20 protein-coding genes are annotated in these 20,251 nt (G+C 37.4%); 3 read left to right on the plus strand and 17 right to left on the minus strand.

Going from position 1 to position 20,251, the window contains the following annotated elements:
• Nucleotides 1-250: 250 nt before the first annotated feature.
• The 16 genes from NT145_02235 to NT145_02310 form a co-directional block, all read right to left on the minus strand.
• A complete protein-coding gene (locus NT145_02235) occupies nt 251-691 on the minus strand; it encodes a desulfoferrodoxin family protein (protein MCX5781512.1) in 441 nt (146 codons plus the stop codon).
• 114 nt (nt 692-805) lie between these two features.
• Nucleotides 806-2,002 (minus strand): flavodoxin domain-containing protein, encoded by a 1,197-nt coding sequence (locus NT145_02240; protein ID MCX5781513.1) that lies wholly within the window; start codon nt 2,000-2,002, stop codon nt 806-808.
• Between the two features lie 99 nt (nt 2,003-2,101).
• Nucleotides 2,102-2,329, minus strand: coding sequence for a sulfurtransferase TusA family protein (locus tag NT145_02245; protein MCX5781514.1), 228 nt, complete (start codon nt 2,327-2,329; stop codon nt 2,102-2,104).
• 1 nt (nt 2,330) lies between these two features.
• The gene (locus NT145_02250) at nt 2,331-2,519 is read right to left on the minus strand and encodes a hypothetical protein (protein ID MCX5781515.1); all 189 of its coding nucleotides are present in this window, start codon (nt 2,517-2,519) and stop codon (nt 2,331-2,333) included.
• A 125-nt stretch (nt 2,520-2,644) separates the two neighbouring features.
• The gene (nifU, locus tag NT145_02255) at nt 2,645-3,019 is read right to left on the minus strand and encodes a Fe-S cluster assembly scaffold protein NifU (GenBank protein ID MCX5781516.1); all 375 of its coding nucleotides are present in this window, start codon (nt 3,017-3,019) and stop codon (nt 2,645-2,647) included.
• Nucleotides 3,020-3,133: 114 nt separating this feature from the next.
• Nucleotides 3,134-4,363 (minus strand): cysteine desulfurase family protein, encoded by a 1,230-nt coding sequence (locus tag NT145_02260; GenBank protein MCX5781517.1) that lies wholly within the window; start codon nt 4,361-4,363, stop codon nt 3,134-3,136.
• A gap of 121 nt (nt 4,364-4,484) precedes the next feature.
• Nucleotides 4,485-4,643 (minus strand): rubredoxin, encoded by a 159-nt coding sequence (locus tag NT145_02265; protein ID MCX5781518.1) that lies wholly within the window; start codon nt 4,641-4,643, stop codon nt 4,485-4,487.
• Between the two features lie 193 nt (nt 4,644-4,836).
• The gene (locus NT145_02270; protein MCX5781519.1) at nt 4,837-5,583 is read right to left on the minus strand and encodes a hypothetical protein; all 747 of its coding nucleotides are present in this window, start codon (nt 5,581-5,583) and stop codon (nt 4,837-4,839) included.
• A gap of 54 nt (nt 5,584-5,637) precedes the next feature.
• Nucleotides 5,638-6,417, minus strand: coding sequence for a type III pantothenate kinase (locus NT145_02275; protein ID MCX5781520.1), 780 nt, complete (start codon nt 6,415-6,417; stop codon nt 5,638-5,640).
• A 238-nt stretch (nt 6,418-6,655) separates the two neighbouring features.
• Entirely contained in the window at nt 6,656-7,186 is a 531-nt protein-coding gene (locus NT145_02280) for a FumA C-terminus/TtdB family hydratase beta subunit (GenBank protein MCX5781521.1), read from the minus strand.
• Nucleotides 7,187-7,340: 154 nt separating this feature from the next.
• A complete protein-coding gene (locus NT145_02285) occupies nt 7,341-8,183 on the minus strand; it encodes a fumarate hydratase (GenBank protein ID MCX5781522.1) in 843 nt (280 codons plus the stop codon).
• A gap of 92 nt (nt 8,184-8,275) precedes the next feature.
• Nucleotides 8,276-9,607, minus strand: coding sequence for an NADP-dependent malic enzyme (locus NT145_02290; protein ID MCX5781523.1), 1,332 nt, complete (start codon nt 9,605-9,607; stop codon nt 8,276-8,278).
• 289 nt (nt 9,608-9,896) lie between these two features.
• Nucleotides 9,897-11,624, minus strand: coding sequence for an ATPase, T2SS/T4P/T4SS family (locus NT145_02295; protein ID MCX5781524.1), 1,728 nt, complete (start codon nt 11,622-11,624; stop codon nt 9,897-9,899).
• A gap of 98 nt (nt 11,625-11,722) precedes the next feature.
• Entirely contained in the window at nt 11,723-13,240 is a 1,518-nt protein-coding gene (locus tag NT145_02300) for a 4Fe-4S binding protein (protein MCX5781525.1), read from the minus strand.
• The gene (locus tag NT145_02305) at nt 13,237-14,448 is read right to left on the minus strand and encodes a hypothetical protein (protein ID MCX5781526.1); all 1,212 of its coding nucleotides are present in this window, start codon (nt 14,446-14,448) and stop codon (nt 13,237-13,239) included. The genes NT145_02300 and NT145_02305 overlap by 4 nt, the downstream gene beginning before the upstream one ends.
• Nucleotides 14,449-14,458: 10 nt before the next feature.
• Nucleotides 14,459-14,920 carry a lipocalin family protein gene (locus tag NT145_02310; GenBank protein ID MCX5781527.1) on the minus strand — a complete coding sequence of 154 codons (462 nt, stop codon included), beginning with the start codon at nt 14,918-14,920 and terminating at the stop codon, nt 14,459-14,461.
• A 392-nt stretch (nt 14,921-15,312) separates the two neighbouring features.
• Here NT145_02310 and NT145_02315 point away from each other — a divergent pair, with 392 nt between their 5' ends.
• From NT145_02315 to NT145_02325, 3 genes are read left to right on the plus strand one after another with little or no spacing between them, the layout of a single operon-like run.
• Nucleotides 15,313-16,641, plus strand: coding sequence for a TolC family protein (locus NT145_02315; protein MCX5781528.1), 1,329 nt, complete (start codon nt 15,313-15,315; stop codon nt 16,639-16,641).
• A gap of 3 nt (nt 16,642-16,644) precedes the next feature.
• On the plus strand, nt 16,645-17,583 hold the full coding sequence (locus NT145_02320; protein MCX5781529.1) for an HlyD family efflux transporter periplasmic adaptor subunit: 939 nt from the start codon (nt 16,645-16,647) through the stop codon (nt 17,581-17,583).
• 43 nt (nt 17,584-17,626) lie between these two features.
• The gene (locus NT145_02325) at nt 17,627-19,579 is read left to right on the plus strand and encodes an ABC transporter permease (GenBank protein ID MCX5781530.1); all 1,953 of its coding nucleotides are present in this window, start codon (nt 17,627-17,629) and stop codon (nt 19,577-19,579) included.
• Nucleotides 19,580-19,583: 4 nt separating this feature from the next.
• On the opposite strand, the gene NT145_02330 is transcribed toward NT145_02325, so the two are convergent.
• Nucleotides 19,584-20,251, minus strand: a 668-nt coding sequence (locus tag NT145_02330) for a flagellar motor protein MotB (protein MCX5781531.1), incomplete at its 5' end; no start/stop codon positions are given.

Below are 20,251 nucleotides of genomic sequence, written 5' to 3' on the forward strand. Positions count from 1 at the left end.
CTGCTGCGCCCTTGGGCTATCCCAAGGCTAATCTCTTCGCGTTCATTAACAGTTAATCTGTGATACTGGGTCATATGCAACTCCTTTCGTCCTGTATAATATACAGGAATCAAGTGTTGCATTGGTAACTTGAGCTTACCCACTTCCCATTTATTCTAAATCAAATGTTTAAAAATTTATTTCTTATATTTTAGATTTATAATTATAAAAAAAACTTGAAAAACAAAATAAATGGGAAGTGTCCCTATTTTTAGAAGTCTGTTTCGTTCATCCAGTCGCCGTGGATATTGCATTGTTCTATAACCGTGATTTTCCCTTTAGGAACTTTGATATGCAGACATGCGGCGGGATTTATTTTGTCCGGTGAAAACATCATCCTTGAAACATATTTTGTATCTATATAGAAATCTATGTGCATAATATAATGTTCAGCAAGCATAGGGTGTGTTATTTCTCCGATTTTAACGTTAATATCGATACATCCCTCGTTGGGTAAAAGGCCGCATTTTTTTGAGATAGTAATTGAAGGGATATGTTTTTTTTCGGATTCTCCATATGTAGCAATATCTTTCGAAGTTTTTACTTCAGACTCCTTAAACATTTTTTTCGGCGCGCCGCAAACCGGGCATTTTTCAGGAGCAGATCCGTCAATTGAAACAAAACCGCACATTCCGCATTTAAACGCTTTCATAAAACCTCCCTTAATAATTTGGGGACACAATACTTAATTCAATTTCAGAGCCAACCGCATTCCTGATTTAATTGTATTATTATTAGAATGAAATAAAATATCACTAAATGAGAATTAAGTATTGTGTCCCCAAATTCCAGCAAACGCTTTCCCGAATTCAAAACATTTCTGAAGTTCTTCGGGAGTAGGCGCAAAACGGACTTGAACAGAAGGCAATACAATTTCAACTCCTGCTTCTTTTAGTTCGTTTTCAATCTTGGCAGTAGCTCCTCCGGCCCAACCGAATGAACCGAAAGCTGCGGCAATCCTATTCTTTGGTTTTAATCCTTTAAGAAAATATAAAAACCCCGCGATTGAAGGAAGCATTTCATTATCATGCGTAGAAGATCCGGCTAAAAAGCCTTTTGCCTCAAGCAAATCATTAATTAAAGTAGTCCTGTCGACCTTGGTCACATCATAAAGCCTTGCTTCAAGACCGGCGGAATTAATACCTTCAAGTATTTTTTTGGCCATCTTTTCGGTAGAATTCCACATAGTTTCATAAAAAATTATTACTTTGTTTGTTGTGGAATTTTTTGCCCAATATAAATATTTTTCAACTATCTGCATCGGATTTTGTCTCCAGATCAAGCCGTGGCTGGGAGCAATCATTTTTATCGGAATATTCATTTTAATTACATCGTTGATCTTTTTGTCTATAAGCGTTCCCAGAGGCCATAAAATATTTGCATAGTATTTTGAGCATTCATCCCAAAGAGCGCATTCGTCAACTTCATCTGTATAAGTTTTATTTGAGGCTAAGTGATGGCCGAAAGCATCATTAGGAAATAGAATTTGATCTTCAATTGAGTAAGTAAACATGCTGTCGGGCCAATGGATCATCGGGGCTTCAACGAAAGTAAGCGTTTTTTTGCCGATTTTTAGTTTATCTCCCGTTTTTACTATTTGAAAATCCATTGGGATCTGATAATATTTTTCAAGCCCTTCTTTGCATTTTGAAGTTCCGTAAACCTTAGCTCTGGGGCATAGCTTGAGAACTTCAGGTAAAGCGCCGGAGTGGTCAGTTTCAACGTGATTTGCGATTATATAATCAATTTTTGAAGGATCAACTATTTCTTTTATGTTGCTGATAAGTTCATTTGCAAACGGGCCGTAAACCGTATCAATTAGAGTAATTTTTTCATCTAAAATTAAATATGCATTATAAGTGGTTCCTCTATCGGTTACATAAGTGTTACCGTGAAATGCGCGGACATTCCAGTCCACAACACCAACAGCATAAATGTTTTCAGCTATTTTTCTTACAGCCATAATAATTCTCCCCAATACCTAATTTATAAGGTTTAAGTGGTAAGTTTTAAGATAAAATATCTGTTTGTATTAAACTTAATCCTTATCACTTACCGCTTACTACTTCTTCTGTACGTATCCCTTAAGGATATTTCCTTCTTTTTTAAGCTCAATAAGCTTTTCGCCGGTCATTTCGCACCAGACCGCAATGTCTTTTTCAAAACCGGGATCATCTGAAATAATTTCAAGTATGTCGCCGGATCTCATTTCCTCAAGCTCAAATTTGGATTTTATAATAGGCATTGGGCAGAAAAGCCCGGCGCAATCAAGAGTTTTTTTTACTTCCATCTTACTTTCCTTTTGAGACCTTACCGCATTTCGGACATTTCTTTAAATGTTTTTCATATTTTTGGCCGCAACCGCACTTTATGAATTCCACCGTGCACGGCTGACAAAAAGCTGGTTCAATGCAGCTTAATATCAGTTCCGGTTCACAAAAACCGCAATCACATTTAATTTTTTTAGTTTTTTTTTTCATTTTATCTCCGCCTAATTGATTTCACCTACGAGGAGTCACTTCGGCTTCGCTCAGTGCCACCTCGTAGGTGTATTGATCCAGAAGTATTTCTGCTTTTCCCCTAACTACTGTCTACTAATTCCTGTCTACTTTTTCTTATTCAGGTAATCCTCTATTGCCTTATGCAACGCGTCCGCTCCAAGATTTGAACAATGCATCTTATTCGGCGGAAGCCCGCCGAGTTCCTGAGCAACCGAAGCATTAGTTATTTTTAACGCTTCTTCAATGGTTTTTCCTTTTGCCATCTCGGAAACCATAGATGAAACTGCTATTGCAGCGCCGCAGCCGAAAGTTTTGAATTTTACATCTTCAAGCTTGTTATCTTTTACTTTGATATAAAATGTCATTAAATCCCCGCATACGGGATTTCCTACCGTGCCAATGCCGTCAGCATCTTTAATTTCGCCGACATTCCTTGGATTTTGGAAATGCTCCATTACTTTTTCTGAATAAAAAGCCATTGATAACTCCTTTTTAGCGTATAGCGTGTAGCGCATAGCGTATAGATAAGATACTGCAAAAGCTTTTAAGGTTTTTTCGATCTTTCCTATACGCTATCTACTGTACGCTATCCGCTATTCTTCGTGTTCATGTTCGTGCTCATAATCGGTGCCCGGACCGGCTTCTTGCCTTTTTCCGGTTTTTATAAAATAATCGTACAGAGGCGACATATCTCTAAGTTTTTTAACAATCGGAGGAAATTCTTTAAGCAGATAGTCTATTTCCGAATCCGAATTATATTTTGAAAGAGTCATCAGGATTGATCCCTGTCCTATGGCCGGATCGCAATTTATCGCTGTAAGAACATGCGACATTTTTAGCGCTTTGGATGCGCAGGCAGAACCGCTTGAAACACAGATTCCTTTCTGATCAAGAAACAAGAACATTCCCTCGCCTTCAATAAACTCTATTGAGAAATTAACATTTCCGGGTAATCTCTGATAAAGATGGCCGTTAAGGTAGACATGCTCAATTTTTTCAGGAAGTTCATTTAATATCCTATCTCTAAGCTTTATTATTTTGTCGCTGTTGATACTCATCTCACTCATTGCGATTTCAGCCGCTTTCCCCAGCCCCACAATAGCCGGAACATTTTCAGTTCCTGCCCTTCTGCCTCCTTCCTGAACACCGCCGTCTATTTGAGGTACGATCCTCACACCCTTTTTGATAAAAAGCGCAGCAGCGCCTTTTGGGCCGTAAAATTGGGATCCCGAAAGAGTCAACAAATCAACATTTAGTTTTTGAACGTCAACAGCAATTGTACCCGCTGTTTGAACAGCGTCTGTGTGAAAAATAATATTTTTTTCTTTTACAACTTTTGAAATTTCTTCAATATTTTGAATTGTACCGATTTCCGTATTAGCATGCTGAATAGAAACAAGAATCGTATCTTCCCGCAAGGATTTCTTAACATCTTCCAAAGAAATAGACCCATACTTATCAACAGGGATATAACTTATTTCATAACCGTTTTGGCTGAGTCTTTTAGCTGCATTTAAGACGGAGAAATGTTCCACCGCTGAAACGACAATATGTTTTCCTTTTTGCTTGTTAGCTTCCGCAATGCCCTTAATCGCAAGATTGTTTGATTCGGAACCGCATGAGGTAAAATAAATTTCCTCATCTTTTGCATTGATAAGTTTTGCCACCTGATTCCGGGCTTTATCTATGGCGTCCTTTGATATCGTTCCCAAAGAATAAATGGTTTGGGCATTCCCGTAGTTTTCCTTGAAAAAAGGAATCATAACTTGGAAAACTCGGTCATCAAGCTTGGTATTTGACTGATTATCAAGATAAACTAACATAATCCTCCTAAGACAGTAGACAGTAGATAGTAGGTAGTAGATAGGTTTTAGGCAACTGCTTTTTAAAAAAAATAAAAGGTTTTTTTTGACTTAATCCTACCTACTAATCCCTATCTACTACCTACTGTTTTTCAAATGCTTCTTTTCCCGCTCCGCAAACAGGGCATACCCATTTGTCCGGAAGCTTTTCAAACGGTGTTCCGGGCTTGATTCCACTGTCGGGATCGCCTAATGCCGGGTCATAAATATAGCCGCATACTGTGCATATATATTTATCCATTATTTCCTCCTTCTAATGCAGGTTAAGAATGGGACAGGTTAAGGTTGAGAAAAACGTAATTCAGTTTCCGTTACTACAGGTTAAGAATAAAACAGATTAAGGTTGAGAAAAAACTTAATACAGTTTCCGTTACTGCAGGTTAAGAATGAGACAGTTTAAGGTTGAGAAAAAACTTAATACAGTTTCCGTAAAACTAGAATTTTATTCCTAAACCTGCTGTATATCCAATATTACTATCGGCCGAAGTTACACCCAGCTGAAGATATGTCAACGGGAAAAGTGAGACGCTTATTCCTCCGTCTATTCTAACTGAATTCGCGCTTCCGTTTTTTCCAATATTTAAGCTTGAATCGGGTTCAACAGAAGTGTTATCCAAACTGACGCCAAGATACGGCTCAACCACAACGAACTTCCATGAAGCAATTAGCGCCGTACTTAAGGTATTTGCCTTGAATTTATTGACTCCTGTATCCACATTAAGCGTATTATATACTGATTGGATAGCCAAATATGGAATTCCGGGAATCCAGCTGTCGTAAATCATATATCTTAAGCCATAACCGATTAGATTTGAGTCCTGATAAGATGTATATCTTGCTATCAAATCTATCTTTAGAGGAAGTCCGATTTCTGCTTGGAGCATAGGCAAAGGAATAGAATCAATTCCGGCTGCTTTGACTATAGCGTCCTCATTAATCACATTTCTAACCGGAACTCTTATCCCAATATCAAAACCCGGCAATCCAAGATTTTTAGCGCTTCTAAAAGATCCGCCTCCAAGCACCGGTCCCAGGTCTTTAGCTAAATTATCCAGATTCTTTTGGGCTATATCGGCCGCAACGCCGGTTATCTGGTTCTTGAATTCATCAAAAGGATTAGAAGCAAAGCAATTAATAACAGTTAAGCATAATATAATTGATAAACCAATTACTTTTTTCATTTTAATCTCCTTTTTTAAAGTTATAAACAGTTTTATCCACAGTATCCACTGGTACTATTTTGAATTTTGATAGACAAGCCTGATTCCCTCTAGTGTCAAATCCGGCAAGATTTTTTTCACCTCCTTGATTTCAGGAACTATTAGATCAGCAAGTCCCCCGGTTGCCAGAATTTTCGGATTCCCGTCCATTTCGGAACGGATCCGTTTAAGAATTTCTTTTACAAGGCCGACATAACCAAAATATAGCCCCGATTGTATCCCTTTAACAGTTGATTTGCCTATCGCTCTTTTCGGCTTAACTACTTCAACCTGAGGCAATTTAGAAGTTTTTTTAGCAAGGGCTTCAGCTGAAATAAGAGGTCCCGGAGCTATAACGCCGCCTAAATAAACGCCGTTTTTATCAATACAGTCAAAAGTCGTGGCAGTACCAAAATCTATAACTATTGCAGGCCCTCCGTAAAAATGGTATGCGGCAACGGCATCTGCAATTCTGTCAGCTCCGATCTCGTTTAAGTTTTCATATTTCATTTTTATAAAAGAAGTTTTTTCGTCAACAAAAAAAGCTTTTCGGCCTAAGTATTTAAATGATACATCTTCAAAAATCGGATCCAGCACCGGAACTACGCTTGCAATAGCTACTGCTTTAATATCAGCGGAATTAATGTTGTTGTGATCAAAAAGATCCAATATCTTTCGTCCGTATTTATCCGCACTTTCTGTTTTATTAGTGTTTAGCCTCCAGACCTTAATGGGTTTTGGCAGAATTTTTCCTTTGCTTACCCTAAAAATGCCCAAAGTTATATTTGTATTGCCAATATCAACTGCAAGAAGCATATTTTATCCTTTATTCTCCTTCGCCAAATACCCCCCTCGTGTTGCTTCGCTAAACGAAGCAGGGGGGATGAAGGCGGGGAGAACCCCCACGTCTAGTTTTGCCCTGTGAAATGAAAACATTTCCAGGACAAAAGTCCCTGAAATCGCATTTTCGATTTCTAGGGGTCTTAGACAAAACTGTGCGGGGTGGCTTCGGAAGAATTACGCATTGATACCCCGCATCTTGATGCGTGGAGCTTCATTTTTTTGTAAAAATATCGTTACCGTTAATATCATTGCCTACAACAACCGGAAATTCTTTTATTTCAAGCTCGTAAATTGCCTCAGGACCGAGTTCTTCAAAAGCAACAATTTTGCATTTTTTTACCTTACCGGCAAGAAGAGCCCCAACACCTCCGGTTGCAACCAAATAAAGAGCTTTATATTTTTTTAAAGCTTCAACAACTTCTTTTGAACGAGGGCCTTTTCCGATAGTGGCCTTTACTCCTTTAGATAAGACTAGAGGTGTTAAACTATCCATCCTTGATGAAGTTGTCGGCCCGCAAGATCCGATAACTTTGCCGGGTTTTGCAGGGCACGGCCCGCAATAATATAAAATTGAGTTTTTCAGATCTAAGGGTAGAGGCTGATTTGTTTTAATAAGACTTTCAAGTTTTTTGTGTGCTGCGTCGCGGGCAGTATAAATAATGCCTGATAATAAAATTCTGTCCCCGACCTTCAAATCAGGAATTTTAGCTATCAATTCAGTTGTGGTCAATGAGTAGTTCATAATTTTAGCATGTAGCGCCCGCCTGCCGGCGAGGCAGGGATAGCGTTTAGCGTATAGTAACTGCAAAGACTTTAAAAGTTTTTTCTATCCGCTATGCGCTACGACTTCCTTAATATAATTCAATGAAGTCCCGCAGGGCGGGATACGCTATTTCCTAGAGAGTTGCCGTCATTCTTCTGCAAGAATGGCATTGCATGCTTATTGCAACCGGCATAGATGCTATATGGCAGGGAGCAGTTTCTATATGAACAGCCATTGCCGTAACATTTCCGCCAAGACCCATAGGTCCGACGTTCGTTTCATTTATCGCATTAAGGAGTTCTTGCTCTTTTTTTGCATAAAAATCATTTTTAGAAACCGAACCAATTTCTCTAAGCAAAGCTTTTTTGGAGAGCATTGGCGCTGACGAAAAACTCCCTCCTATACCGACTCCCACTATCAGCGGAGGGCAGGATTTAATTCCTTTAGTTTTAACCGATTCAATTACGAATTTTTTAATTCCCTCCCAGCCTTCCAATGGAGCAAGCATTTCAAGCGTGCTTGCATTTTCACTTCCCCCGCCTTTAGGCAAAACAATTATTTCAAGTTTTTCTCCTGGAACAATTTCAGTATAAACAACCGCAGGAGTATTGCTCCCGGTATTTTTACGTTCAAGAGGGTCATTAACAACCGATTTTCTCAAAAATCCTTTTTTGTATCCTTCGTAAACGCCTTTATTGACCGCATCTATAATATTTCCGCCGGTTATATGCACATCCTGGCCGATTTTTAAGAATATTTCAGCGATTCCTGTATCCTGGCACAGAGCTTCGCCTGAATTCTTCGCTATTTTGATATTTTCAATAATCTCCCTGAAAATTCCTAAAGCAGTCTCTTTTTTTTCGTTTAATGCGGAAGTTTCCAAAGACTTGGATACGTCATCAGGCAAAAATACATTGGCCTTTATGCAAAGCTCTGAAACCGTTTCAATAATTTTTTGTGCCGATATTTCTCTCATATTTTTATTAGCGTTTAGCGCCGTCCGCCTCAGGCGGAGGCAGGGATAGCGTATAGGAAATACAAAGTCAAAGGACTTGCTTTTGGTTTTAACTATACGCTGGATTTCTTAATAAAACCTTTTTTCATCATCACCTTGGTGACTGATCTGGAACGTTTTATTATCTCTTTGGATTGTCTGTAAATATCGTCCCAGCTCATTTTTTTGCCGGCTATTTTTTGCTCAATCGCTTTTATCCCAACGGAGGCAGCAACCCTCGGATAGACTTCCCAATCATCCATCGTCGGAAGTATTTTATCGGGCTTTATATTTTTTATGCAGCCGGCAAGTTCCTCTGCAGCAGTAATACACATCTCATCGGTAATTGTTTTCGCCCTTACATCAAGGGTGCCCCTGAATACTCCGGGAAAACCAAGAGAATTATTTACCTGATTAGGAAAATCGCTTCTTCCCGTAGCAACGACCGTAGCTCCGGCTTCAATAGCTTCCCACGGCCAGATTTCCGGCACGGGATTTGCGCACGCAAACACGATTGATCCTTTCGCCATTTTCGTTATCCATTCTTTTCTGATTATTCCCGGGCCTGGCGCCGAAAGAGCAATCAATACATCGGCGTTGTCTATTGCTTCGGAAATATCTCCGCGAATATTTTCAGCGTTGGTCAAACCGCACATCTCCCATTTTTCGGGATGCGTGCTTTTAAGCTCTGTTCTGTCCTTATGCAGAGTGCCGTTTGAATCAATCATTATAATTTTTCCGGGATTTGCCCCGTAGTGCATTAAAAGTTTTGCTATCCTGATATTTGCCGCGCCGGCTCCGACCAAAAGTATTTTGATATTTTCTATTTTTTTCTTAACAATTTTTAAGGCATTAATCAGGCCTGCCAAAGTTACCAGGGCCGTTCCTTGCTGGTCATCGTGCCATACCGGGATATTGCATTCCTTTCTTAACGTGTTAAGAATCGGAAAGCATTTCGGCTGTTCAATATCCTCAAGGTTTATTCCGGCGAAAGAAGGCTGTAAAATCTTAAAGGTTTCTATTATCTTTTGCGGGTCTTTAGTCCCAAGACAAAGCGGAAAAGCATCCACGCCTCCGAGATATTTAAAAAGTAAGGCTTTTCCTTCCATAACCGGCATTCCCGCTTCAGGTCCGATATCGCCAAGGCCCAAAACCCTTGTTCCGTCCGTAATAATCGCGACTGAATTCCATTTGTTGGTATATTCATAAGCCAGTTCTGCATTTCTATGTATTTCTTTGCATACAGCTGCAACTCCAGGCGTATACCATATGGCAAAATCATTAAAATCTCTTACTCGGCATTTGGGAAAAATCTCAATTTTTCCTTTGTAAAAAGGGTGAAGCTTCAGCGCTTGATGAGAAGGTTCTTCGGAGCTTTTAAGAAGTTTTTCAACATTTTTTTCCATAGATGATTAAACCTGCCTTATTTGCTTAATATATTTGTCCAGCTTATTTTGTTTTTAGGGTTTTATTGGCTTTCAAGAATAAAAAAATCAAAAGTCAAAAATTAAAAATCTCGTGTCCTAGGCAGATCCCTGCCCGCCGGCAGGCGCGGCGCCTTGGGCGGAAAAATTTAGGTGTCCCCCCTGTTTTGTTTGCACAAAGCAAACAAGGGAGGACTTATTTAAACTCTATTTGCCGAAGGCAAATACAATATTTTTGACATTTGAAATTTGATTGTTGATATTATGTTATTTATTGTGCCGTGGCAAGAACTTCTTCTACTGTACTCCCGCCCATGGTAACTTTAATAAGTCCGTCTTCAAGAAGGGTACGCATTCCCTGCTGACGGGCTAGATTTCGTATGGGGCCGGCAGCGATTTCTTTAAGCAAAAGAGCTTTCATTTCGTCGGATACATTTATGATTTCATGGATACCCATACGGCCTCTGTATCCTGTTGAAGAACAAGTATTGCATCCAGTACCTTTATAGAAAGCAACATCGGAAATATCAATATTGTGTTCCTTAAAAACAGCCGCCTGCTCTTCAGGCAGCTTGATTTTTTCTCTGCAGTCAGGACATATGCGCCTTACAAGCCTTTGGGCAAGCACGCACTCTATTGAAGAAGCGATTAAAAAGCTTGGCACTCCCATTTCCGAGAGCCTGGCTACGGCAGAAGGCGCGTCGTTGGTATGTATGGTAGAAAAAACCAAATGGCCCGTCATAGCCGCTTCCATGGCAATTTGCGCAGTTTCTTTATCGCGAATTTCTCCGACCATTATTACATCAGGGTCTTGACGCAAAAATGCTCTTAAGGCAGACGCGAAGTCAAAACCGATTTCCTGTATAACATTGACCTGTATTATGCCGGGAAGGTTGTATTCAACAGGGTTTTCTGCAGTCAATATTTTAATGTCAGGAGCATTAATAGAGTTTAAAGCGGCATAAAGTGTTGTAGATTTACCCGAGCCGGTAGGGCCGCAAACAAGAATCAGCCCGTAAGGTTTCATTAATGACATCTTGAATTTTTCCATAGTATCCGGTAAAAATCCAAGTTTATCCATATCTACCCTGACAGATGCCCGGTCAAGAACACGCATAACGCATGATTCCCCGAAAACGGTAGGAATGATATTAACACGGAATTCAACAGGGTTACCTTTAGCTTTTACCTGAATACGTCCGTCCTGGGGCCGGCGGCGCTCGGTAATATCCATTTGTTCCGTCATAATTTTTATTTTTGCGATCAAAGCGTTTCTAAAAGAAAAAGGGACTTTAAAAGGTGCCGGTTGAAGGTATCCGTCTATCCTGTATCTAATATTAAGCCTGTTTTCAAAAGGTTCAATATGAATATCAGAAGCCTTTTTTTGCAGAGCTCCCAATATTAATGCATTTACGAGCTTTTCAACTTCAGGAGCAGTCGCATCAACTTCCGTGACATCAATTTTTTCTTCTATTTTCTGAAGAGTTATTTCCCCTTCGGTTGTTTCTTTTTCTTTTAGGTCGTCTATAATTTCGCTTACGGAAACTCCTCCTGAAGAAATGCCGTAAGCCTTATCAATCAGGCCGTTGATATCTTCCGGGAGAGTTAAAAAGGGCTGAACTTCGCTGTTGGTTCTAAGCTGAATATCTTCAATTGCGAAAAAGTCCCTCGGATCTGCCATGGCAACAAAAAGAGTATTTCCTTCTTTCATAAAAGGAGCGGCCCTGTGCCTTCGCGCGGCGGCTTCAGGGATGATTTTTGTTACTTCAATATCTATTTCTATTTCATCAAGATTTACCGCTTTTACGCCCCACTCCAAAGAAAGAGCTCTTAAAAGCTCCACCCTGTTTATAAGATTGTTTTTTATCGCCAGGGACTGTAAAAGCTCCCCGGTTAGTTTTGATTCTTCAACAATTTTCTTAAATTGGTCATCAGGGATAATTTTTAATCCTTCAAGAATTTCAAGCACAGTTTTTCTTCTTATTCCTTTGTTTATCATAAAATAATACTCTCCTATTTTTTTATAGGTAATCTAGTGTTAAATCCAGAAAAATTATATCTGATATTTAGTCAAAAATCAAGCCTTTTTAATGAATATTATATTGGTTTAACGATTATAGCTTTTCTAGGGGCGACAGGACATTTATTTTCGCAAATTGCGCATCCGACACATAGGGAAGGATCAACATAGGGCCTTTTAATTAATTTTCCTTTTTTGTTCTTGATTTTATCGGTCTTTATTGCTTTATTGCTGATAGGGCAGTGTTCTTCGCAGACTATGCATTCTTCCTCTTTTGCCCATGGCAGACAAATAGATTTGTCAATTACCGCAAGTCCCATAATAGTTTTCATTTTTTCATTGAGATCTATTTTTTTTATGGCTCCCGTTGGGCATACCTGGCCACATAGAATACATTTATATTCGCAATATCCGATGTTTGTATCAAACTTCGGCGTCCAAATGCCTGAAAATCCGTTTTCTATTAAGGACGGCTGTAAAACGTTTGTTGGGCATACTTTCATGCAGTTTCCGCACCTTACACACCTTTGAACAAATTCTCCTTCTTTCAAGGAAGCGGGGGGCCTAATCACTTTACTTTTTATTCCTAATTTTGCTATCAGTGTTCTAGAACATCCGGATATGAAAAATAAACTTCCTCCCAGCCATTTAATGAACTGAGCCCTAGTTAAAGTATTTTCCGAGCCAGAAATATTTTCATTCTTTATTGAAATGCTTTTGAAAGAAAAAGCGGATTTTAAATTCGGGCAATAATCTATGCAATCCAAGCATAATACGCACTCTTCAGCAATATAAGAATTATCGCTTTTTATAGCGTTCATTCTGCATATATTTTTACAGCTTCCGCAGTTTATGCCGCAGGAATATCGTCTTCTAAATGGCGTAAATTTTGCGGCTATCGCAAGCAGAGCTCCTAAGGGGCATAAATATCTGCACCAAAATCTTCTTTTTATAAAAATTAAAGATAATAGGGCTAAAAAGATAATGAAAATATAAAATGAATTAGGAAAAACCGGATTTGATACGGCTAAAAAAGCTTCTTTAATTTTGAAGTAAAAAAGTTCAAGCCATTGGGGATAATTGGTAATTTGGATAACAAAAGCGAAGAGATTTTCAAGAGATTTGTTGATAAAAGGATGGATGTTAAATGAAAATGTTCTTACAAATATAGTGATGGGATCAAAAAACCATATCAGTTGTATTCCGGCTGAAGCAAATAAAAAAAGAATAAACAAAATCCAGTATTTTAAATTTTTTAATTTTGACGGCTCTTTTTCCCCTTTTTTTCTAAATTTCTTAGTAAGCCATGCCCAAATATCAAAAGTCGCTCCTAAAGGACAGAACCATCCGCAGAATATTCTCCCAAAAAGAAATGTAACAGCTAAAGTTATGAAGGCCAGGAGCATTCCCGGAAGTATCAATCGTTCGGCAATTGCCGTAATAAACATCACTAAAGGATCAATTTGAAAAAAACTTTTTGCATTTACAAAGGCGTTTAAAGGATATCTTGTTGTCCAGATTACATAAACAAAAAAAAGGAATATTATCCCCTGTACACTGCGCCGAATAATCGTTGATGTTTTACTGGATTTCACTGTTTGTTCTTTTTCAGTGATTTAGCCCTTTTAATAAAATTGCCTATCATCAAGGCGCTTAATACATAGGTTATGGAAAGGTTAGTCAGTTCTTCTTTTGAATCAAGATCTATTTTTTCATCTACCATATTTCTTATAATATCTTTTGTTTCAGTTATTGAGCGAACTATATTGTCTCTTGTTTCGCGAAGTTTTTCCGTAGAGACATGAGAAAATAAAGTAAATAAAAGTGTTAGATATAATACTCCGACAACCATTTCCGAAATCATAGCGGCTTTAAAAGGGGCCGGCAAGGCATTAGTCGGGACATTAACATTGCCTTGCAGAACGTAGAAGCTGAAAATAATTTTGTCAGTAAGGCTTGATATTCCGCTGGATTTTGAAAGAATCCCAGAAAAAAGCGTGTCTAATTCCTTGTAAAGAAATCCAAAAAGTAAAATATTCGTAAAAAATGACATTGTGAAAACAAGAGTAAAAATAACAGTTAAAGTAGCCACGCTAACGTGTTTTTTTATGGTTTTTTCAATTCTTGTAAGGAAGAAATAAGATTCCACAATTCTTTCTTCAGTTTTTTTATCAGAAGTTTTTGAATATTTTTCAAGATCCTTTGAAAACTTTTTTTTAATTTTTTCAAGGGTTTCGTTTATGGAAGGTATAAAAATTGAAAAAATGTCTGAAAAAACAAATGCAAAAAGTATAAGCATGTTCAAAAGTATAAGGAATATGAGTAAATAGGGAATGTTTTTTTTCAAAAATCCCTGATTTGCTACATCCAAGGAAATATAAATATTAAATAAAATAATTATTGCAAAAGTTATTATTGAAAGTTTTGGAAAAAGTTTTACAAATATAGCAAGAGAACGTATAAATAAAATTAAGATATATTTAATTATTACATATGGATATTTGACAATAAATAAAACAGTTGAAACTAATGATAATCTTTTTGTTAGCAATAAAAGAAGTAATAAAATGAGGCTTGTTATAACGAACATTGAAAGATCTGTTTTGGGTATTAATGAAATTTTAAGTTGAAAAGATGAAATATTAAAATTTGTAATCAAAAATAATGCCAGGTTCAAATAAAATAATGTGCAAAATATGGCAGAAAAAGTAAATAATACTGCGTCTAAAGCAAATTTTATAAAAAGAGCTAATTTTGATTTTTCAGTTTTATCGTCAGACAAAAGTTTTTTATTATCTTCCATTTAGCACTCCCTATTTTTTTTGAGGTGTTTTAGTTAATTTGGATAAATCATAACCCATTTTTTCTATTTTTTTCAAAATATCGTTATATAAAGTTTCATCCATAGATGAAGTTCTGCTGAGTATCCATAAATATTTTCTTTTCGGATCGCCTATTACCGCATATTCATAGTCTTTGCCAAGATCAATTATCCAGTAATTGCCTGTGAAAGGCCAAAAAAAGCTAACCTTTAGTTTTGCATTAGTTTTTTTGTCTGCAATCCAGGCTTTTCCTTTGGCTGTTTTCAATTTACCGTTAAAATCCGCTTTATATCCGGAATTAATTACCCGTATTTTTCCTTTAGGGAGAAAAGAATAATTAGCAATTATGCCCACCAATCCTTTTTCAAACCTTTGAGGGTATTTCGCGATTTCATACCAGGTTCCGATGTAGCGATTTATATCAACATATTCAACTGTCTGGAGCTCATCCATTTTTTCCTCCCCAATCAAAGGTAAACCCCGTTAGAGACAACAGCATAATTTCAATCTGCCGACAGGAGAGACTGTGTCATAATTGCTAAAATATATCCCTGATGTCATTCTGAATTTATTTCAGAATCTAGCATCCCGACGATAATGAGATCCTGAACCAAGTTCAGGATGACAATACGTGGAGTTATGACACAGTCTCAGGAGTCAGCGGTCTTCTCTAACGGGGTAAACACATGCATAGAGAAATAATTAATACAATGGTGATTTTCTTTATATTTATAAAGTCCTATTGTTGATATTTTACATCATTTATAAGTGATTTTACAACAGTTATTTGCTTTCTGTTTAAAATATCCCTTTACAAAATCCCAGTATTAGTTTATAATACTAATATGAAAAACTATTTTATAATACTATCATTATTGTGTATTCTATCCCCTGTTTATGGAAGCAGTGCTTCCTGGGAAGAGGTTTTGTCTGATGCAAAGATCAATAATCCAACTCTAAAAAAGGCTGAAGATTCCCTTAAAACTGCAAGACAGAACTATTACAGCGCTTATACAAATTTTTTGCCTCAGCTTTCGGCAACAGTAAGTCAAAACCAGTCCGAAGTTTTAGGAAAAAAAATTACTAATAAAGAAAATGAAACGATTATTAATTCGGGTATGATACCGATAGTTTTAACTTCAACTTCAACTAAGACTGAAACCATTATGCAGTATACAAGGGATAATAAAACCGGCATTTCCGCCAGTCTTTCTTTATTTTCAGGATTTGCGGATTACAGCAATGTTAAAATGAAAAAGTGCGATCTGGATATAGCCGAACAAAATTATAGGAGGGCGTATTCGGATACTATTTATAATCTTAAAAAAAAATTTTTCCAGCTTCTTTGGGCTCAGCAGATGATTCAGCTGACGAATGATATATTAAAACAACGTCAGAAAAACTTAGGAATGATACAACTAAAATATGATTCAGGCACTGAAGATCTCGGCTCTTTATCAAGAGTTCGGGTAGATAAATATAATGCTGAATATGAAGTTTCAAGCGCTATGCGGTATCTTAAAACGGCTCAGATTCAGCTTATTAACAGCATAGGAAGGAATGATTTGTCTGAAATTGAGGTTCAGGGAGATTTTATAACAGAAAATTTTAAGCCGGATGATAATACAAAAGGTTTAATAAAAACAACTCCCGAATATCTTATTGCTAAATATAATTTAGATAAAGCTAAATATAATATCAAACTGGCAAAAAGCACGCTTTTTCCTTCCGTTTCCTTTTCCTGGTCAAGCACAAAATCTGGAGCAGATTGGCCTCCTCTAGACAATAGTTGGAATCTTGGAATAAATGCTTCATATCCTTTTTTCCCAGGAGGAAAAAATATTTACGACATAAAAATTGCTATACTAAATCAAAAAGTCGCTGAGAAAAATATGTTAGAAACCGAATATCAGCTTTCAACGAGACTTTTAATTGCATTTAATGATGTTTTCGATAAAAATGAGTTATGTAATGTGCTAAAGAAAATATTTGAAGCAACTAAACTGCAGTCCGACATAGTAACTCAAAAATATGTAAACGGCCTTGCATCTTACATTGACTGGTATTCAGTTGAAAATGATTTCATTAATTCAAAAAAGAATTATCTTAACTCGCAGAGAGACGCCTCTGTTTCGCAAGCAGCTTGGAAAAATCAGCTGGGTTCCGGAGAATAAATTATGAAAAAACTGGCCATCATTACTATAATTATAGCATTAGTTTCTGTTTTATTTTTTGTAACTCTGCGTATTAGAAGCGGAGGGCCAAATTATATAGAAATTCATCCTGAACGAGGAAGCATAAAAGTTGAATTTCGCCAAACCGGATCTATAAGCCCAAAAAACCGTCTTGAAATACGTTCTCCCGTTCCGGGAAGAATTGAAGATATTTTGGTTAATGAGGGCCAAAAGGTAAAAAAGGGTATTATTATCGCTTGGGTAAGTTCAAGCGAGCGCGCATCTATGCTTGATGCTGCAAGAGCCCGCGGTATACAGGAATACAAAAAATGGGAAGATATATATAGGCCAACGCCGATTATTGCCCCTCTGGATGGTTTTATTATTGCAAGAAAGAATGAACCGGGACAGACTATTTCACAAACCGATGCTTTTTTAGTTATGGCAGATAAGCTTATAATAGAAGCTTATGTTGATGAGACTGACCTAAGATATATTAAAATTGGGCAGGAAGTGAAAATCATTTTAGATGCGTATCCGGACCAGAAATATAATGGAATTGTTGAGCAAATTGCTTATGAATCACAGGATATTAATAATGTTACTGTATACAAGGTTAAAATCTTGCCGATTGAAACTCCCCCGGTATTTAGATCCGGGATGACAGCATCTGTTCTTGTTTATTCCGAACCCAAAAATAATATAATCATTCTCCCCTTTGATTCCGTTAAAGATAAAAATGGCAAGAAATATGTATTATTAAAGCGTGGTGACTCCGAGCCTGAAGAACGTTTTATTGAAACTGGAATCAGCAACGATAAGAGCGTTGAAATTATTGCCGGCGTTACCGAATCCGATACGGTTTTAATTGAAACGAACAGGCCCAAGAAGAAAAAAGTCCAAGCGCTTCGTCTGCCGGGTTTGGGCGGCGGCCGCCGCTAATAACAGTAGACAGAAGGCAGTAGATAGTAGAAAGGGAACGACAATGGCGCTAATTGAACTGCAGCACATATCTAAAACATATCACATGGGAACCGTTGATGTTCCGGCCCTAAAGAATATTTCGCTTGAAATATCGGAAGGCGAATTCGTTGCTATTATGGGCCAATCAGGAAGCGGAAAATCAACTCTTTTGAATTTATTAGGCCTCTTAGACAAACCTTCCAGCGGGACCTATAAACTTTCGGAAAAGGAAGTTTCAAAATTAAACGATGAAAAATTGGCAAGTTTGCGCAATAAATATATCGGATTTGTTTTTCAACAATTTAACCTTCTTCCCAGAATGAACGCTCTTGAAAATGTATCTTTGCCGCTTGTTTATTCGAGTCATAAAGAAAAAAACTTGAAAGAAATAGAATTTCTTATAAAAGTCGGCCTGGCTGACAGAGTTTATCATAAACCCAATGAGCTTTCCGGAGGCCAGCAGCAGCGTGTTGCTATAGCCCGATCATTGATAAATAATCCTCTATTAATTCTGGCCGATGAACCTACGGGAAACCTTGATTCAAAATCATCCATTGAAATTATGAATATTTTAAAAGAATTAAATGATTCGGGAATAACGATTATAATGGTTACTCATGAAATAAATATTGCTGATTTTGCCCATCGAATTATCAAAGTGTCCGATGGTGTTATTATCTCAGACCAAAAGAAGCAATCCGTTCACAGAGAACATAAAATTTCAAAACCTGTATCTGAAACTCATAAGACTTTAAAAATTGAAAAGATCAAAGAATATTTTTCGCAAGCAATGAGATCAATGTTTTCAAACAAAATTCGTTCAATTTTATCTATATTGGGTGTTTTAATCGGCGTGGCAAGCCTTATCGCTATGCTTGCATTGGGTAGAGGTGCTCAGGAAGATGTGAAAAAAAATCTTTCTTCTTTAGGGTCTAATCTCCTTTTTATCCGCGCAGGCCCGTCTAGATCGGCAGGAATATCGCTCGGATCAGGCACGGTAACCAGGCTAACTTTGCTGGATGAAATAGCTATTAGAGATAGAATAGCAGGTGTAAATAGAATAGTTTCAACTGTTGGAGGCAGGGGTCAATTAACTTACGGCGGAAAAAACTGGAATACACAGATTTATGGTACCGGATCAGATTATCCTGTTATGCATAATTCATCCCCTAGCGAAGGAAGGTTTTTTACGCCTGATGAAGTAACGAGCCGCGCAAAGGTAGCATTAATAGGCTGGACTGTAAGAAAGAATCTTTTCGGTAATGAGAATCCCATAGGAAAATTTATCAGAGTTATGAAAATAGATTTTCAAGTAATAGGGATTCTCCCGACTAAAGGCTCTTCAGGCTGGAGGGACTATGATGACATGATAGCAATTCCCGTAAATACGGCAATGTATAGAGTTTTAGGCAAAGAATATGTTGATTCAATAGAAGTTCAGGTTATTAAATTAGAAGATATGGATCTGATTTCAGAAAAAATTAAAAATCTTTTAGCTGCTCTTCACAGACTCTCGTTTGACCGAAAAAACGAAATTGAAATAAGAAATATGGCCGATGTTCAGCAGGCGATCACCCAAGCTACCAGGACTTTTACGCTGCTTTTAGGGTCCATAGCTTTAATCAGTTTAATCGTAGGCGGAATAGGGATTATGAACATAATGCTTGTGTCTGTTACGGAACGTACCCGTGAGATAGGTATAAGAAAAGCCGTAGGAGCAAATAATAAGGATATAATGTTTCAATTTATAATTGAAGCGATTGTAGTATGTCTTATCGGAGGTATTTTAGGTATACTTTTGGGATGTATTACAGCTATCGCAATGTCAAAATTTGTCAACTGGAATATTTTAATTTCTTGGTATTCAGTATTTCTTGCTCTAATATTTTCCGGAGTTACTGGAATTGTTTTTGGAGTCTGGCCTGCCAAAAAAGCCGCAAATCTTAATCCTATTGATGCTCTCCGTTACGAATAACAAATCAATCTAAAGGAATTAACACTATTTCTATTCTGCGGTTTTTAGTTTTTCCTTCAGGAGTGTCATTTGTATCTACCGGACGCGTGTCCGCATAACCTGAAACTGACACAAGTTTAGAATTAATCCCTGTATTGTCCATAAGATATCTTGCAACATTTGTCGCTCTTGATGTTGAAAGTTCCCAGTTCGAAGGATATTTGTATTGAAATTCCTTTTTTATAGGAACATTGTCCGTATGACCTTCAATCCTTATCTGTTTATCAGTTATCTTTTTTAATACGGCTCCGACTTTGTCTAAAGTTGCCCGGCCTTTCTTGGTAACCTCTGCTTCTCCCGAATTAAAAAGAACTTTATCTACCATATTAACCGTCAGTTTGTTTTTTAACTGAGTTATTTGTATCGCACCTTCATTTATTTCCGATTTCATATTTTCAACAAGATTGTCATAACTTTTTTTCATGCTTGCGATAGCCTCGTCCTTTTCTTTCTGCAAACCTGCTATTTGTGATTCCAGATCTTTTATTTTTGATTCAAGGTCATGCTTATTTGCTGTTAAATCGCTGATCATTTTGTTTTTTTCGCTTTGAGTAGAATTCAAAGAATTAGAAAGGTTTTTATTGTCCTGTTCAAGAGCTGCTATTTTAGCTTCTAAATCAGTTTTTTGTTTAT

The organism is Elusimicrobiota bacterium, from assembly GCA_026388075.1.
GTDB lineage: Bacteria > Elusimicrobiota > Endomicrobiia > Endomicrobiales > JAPLKN01 > JAPLKN01.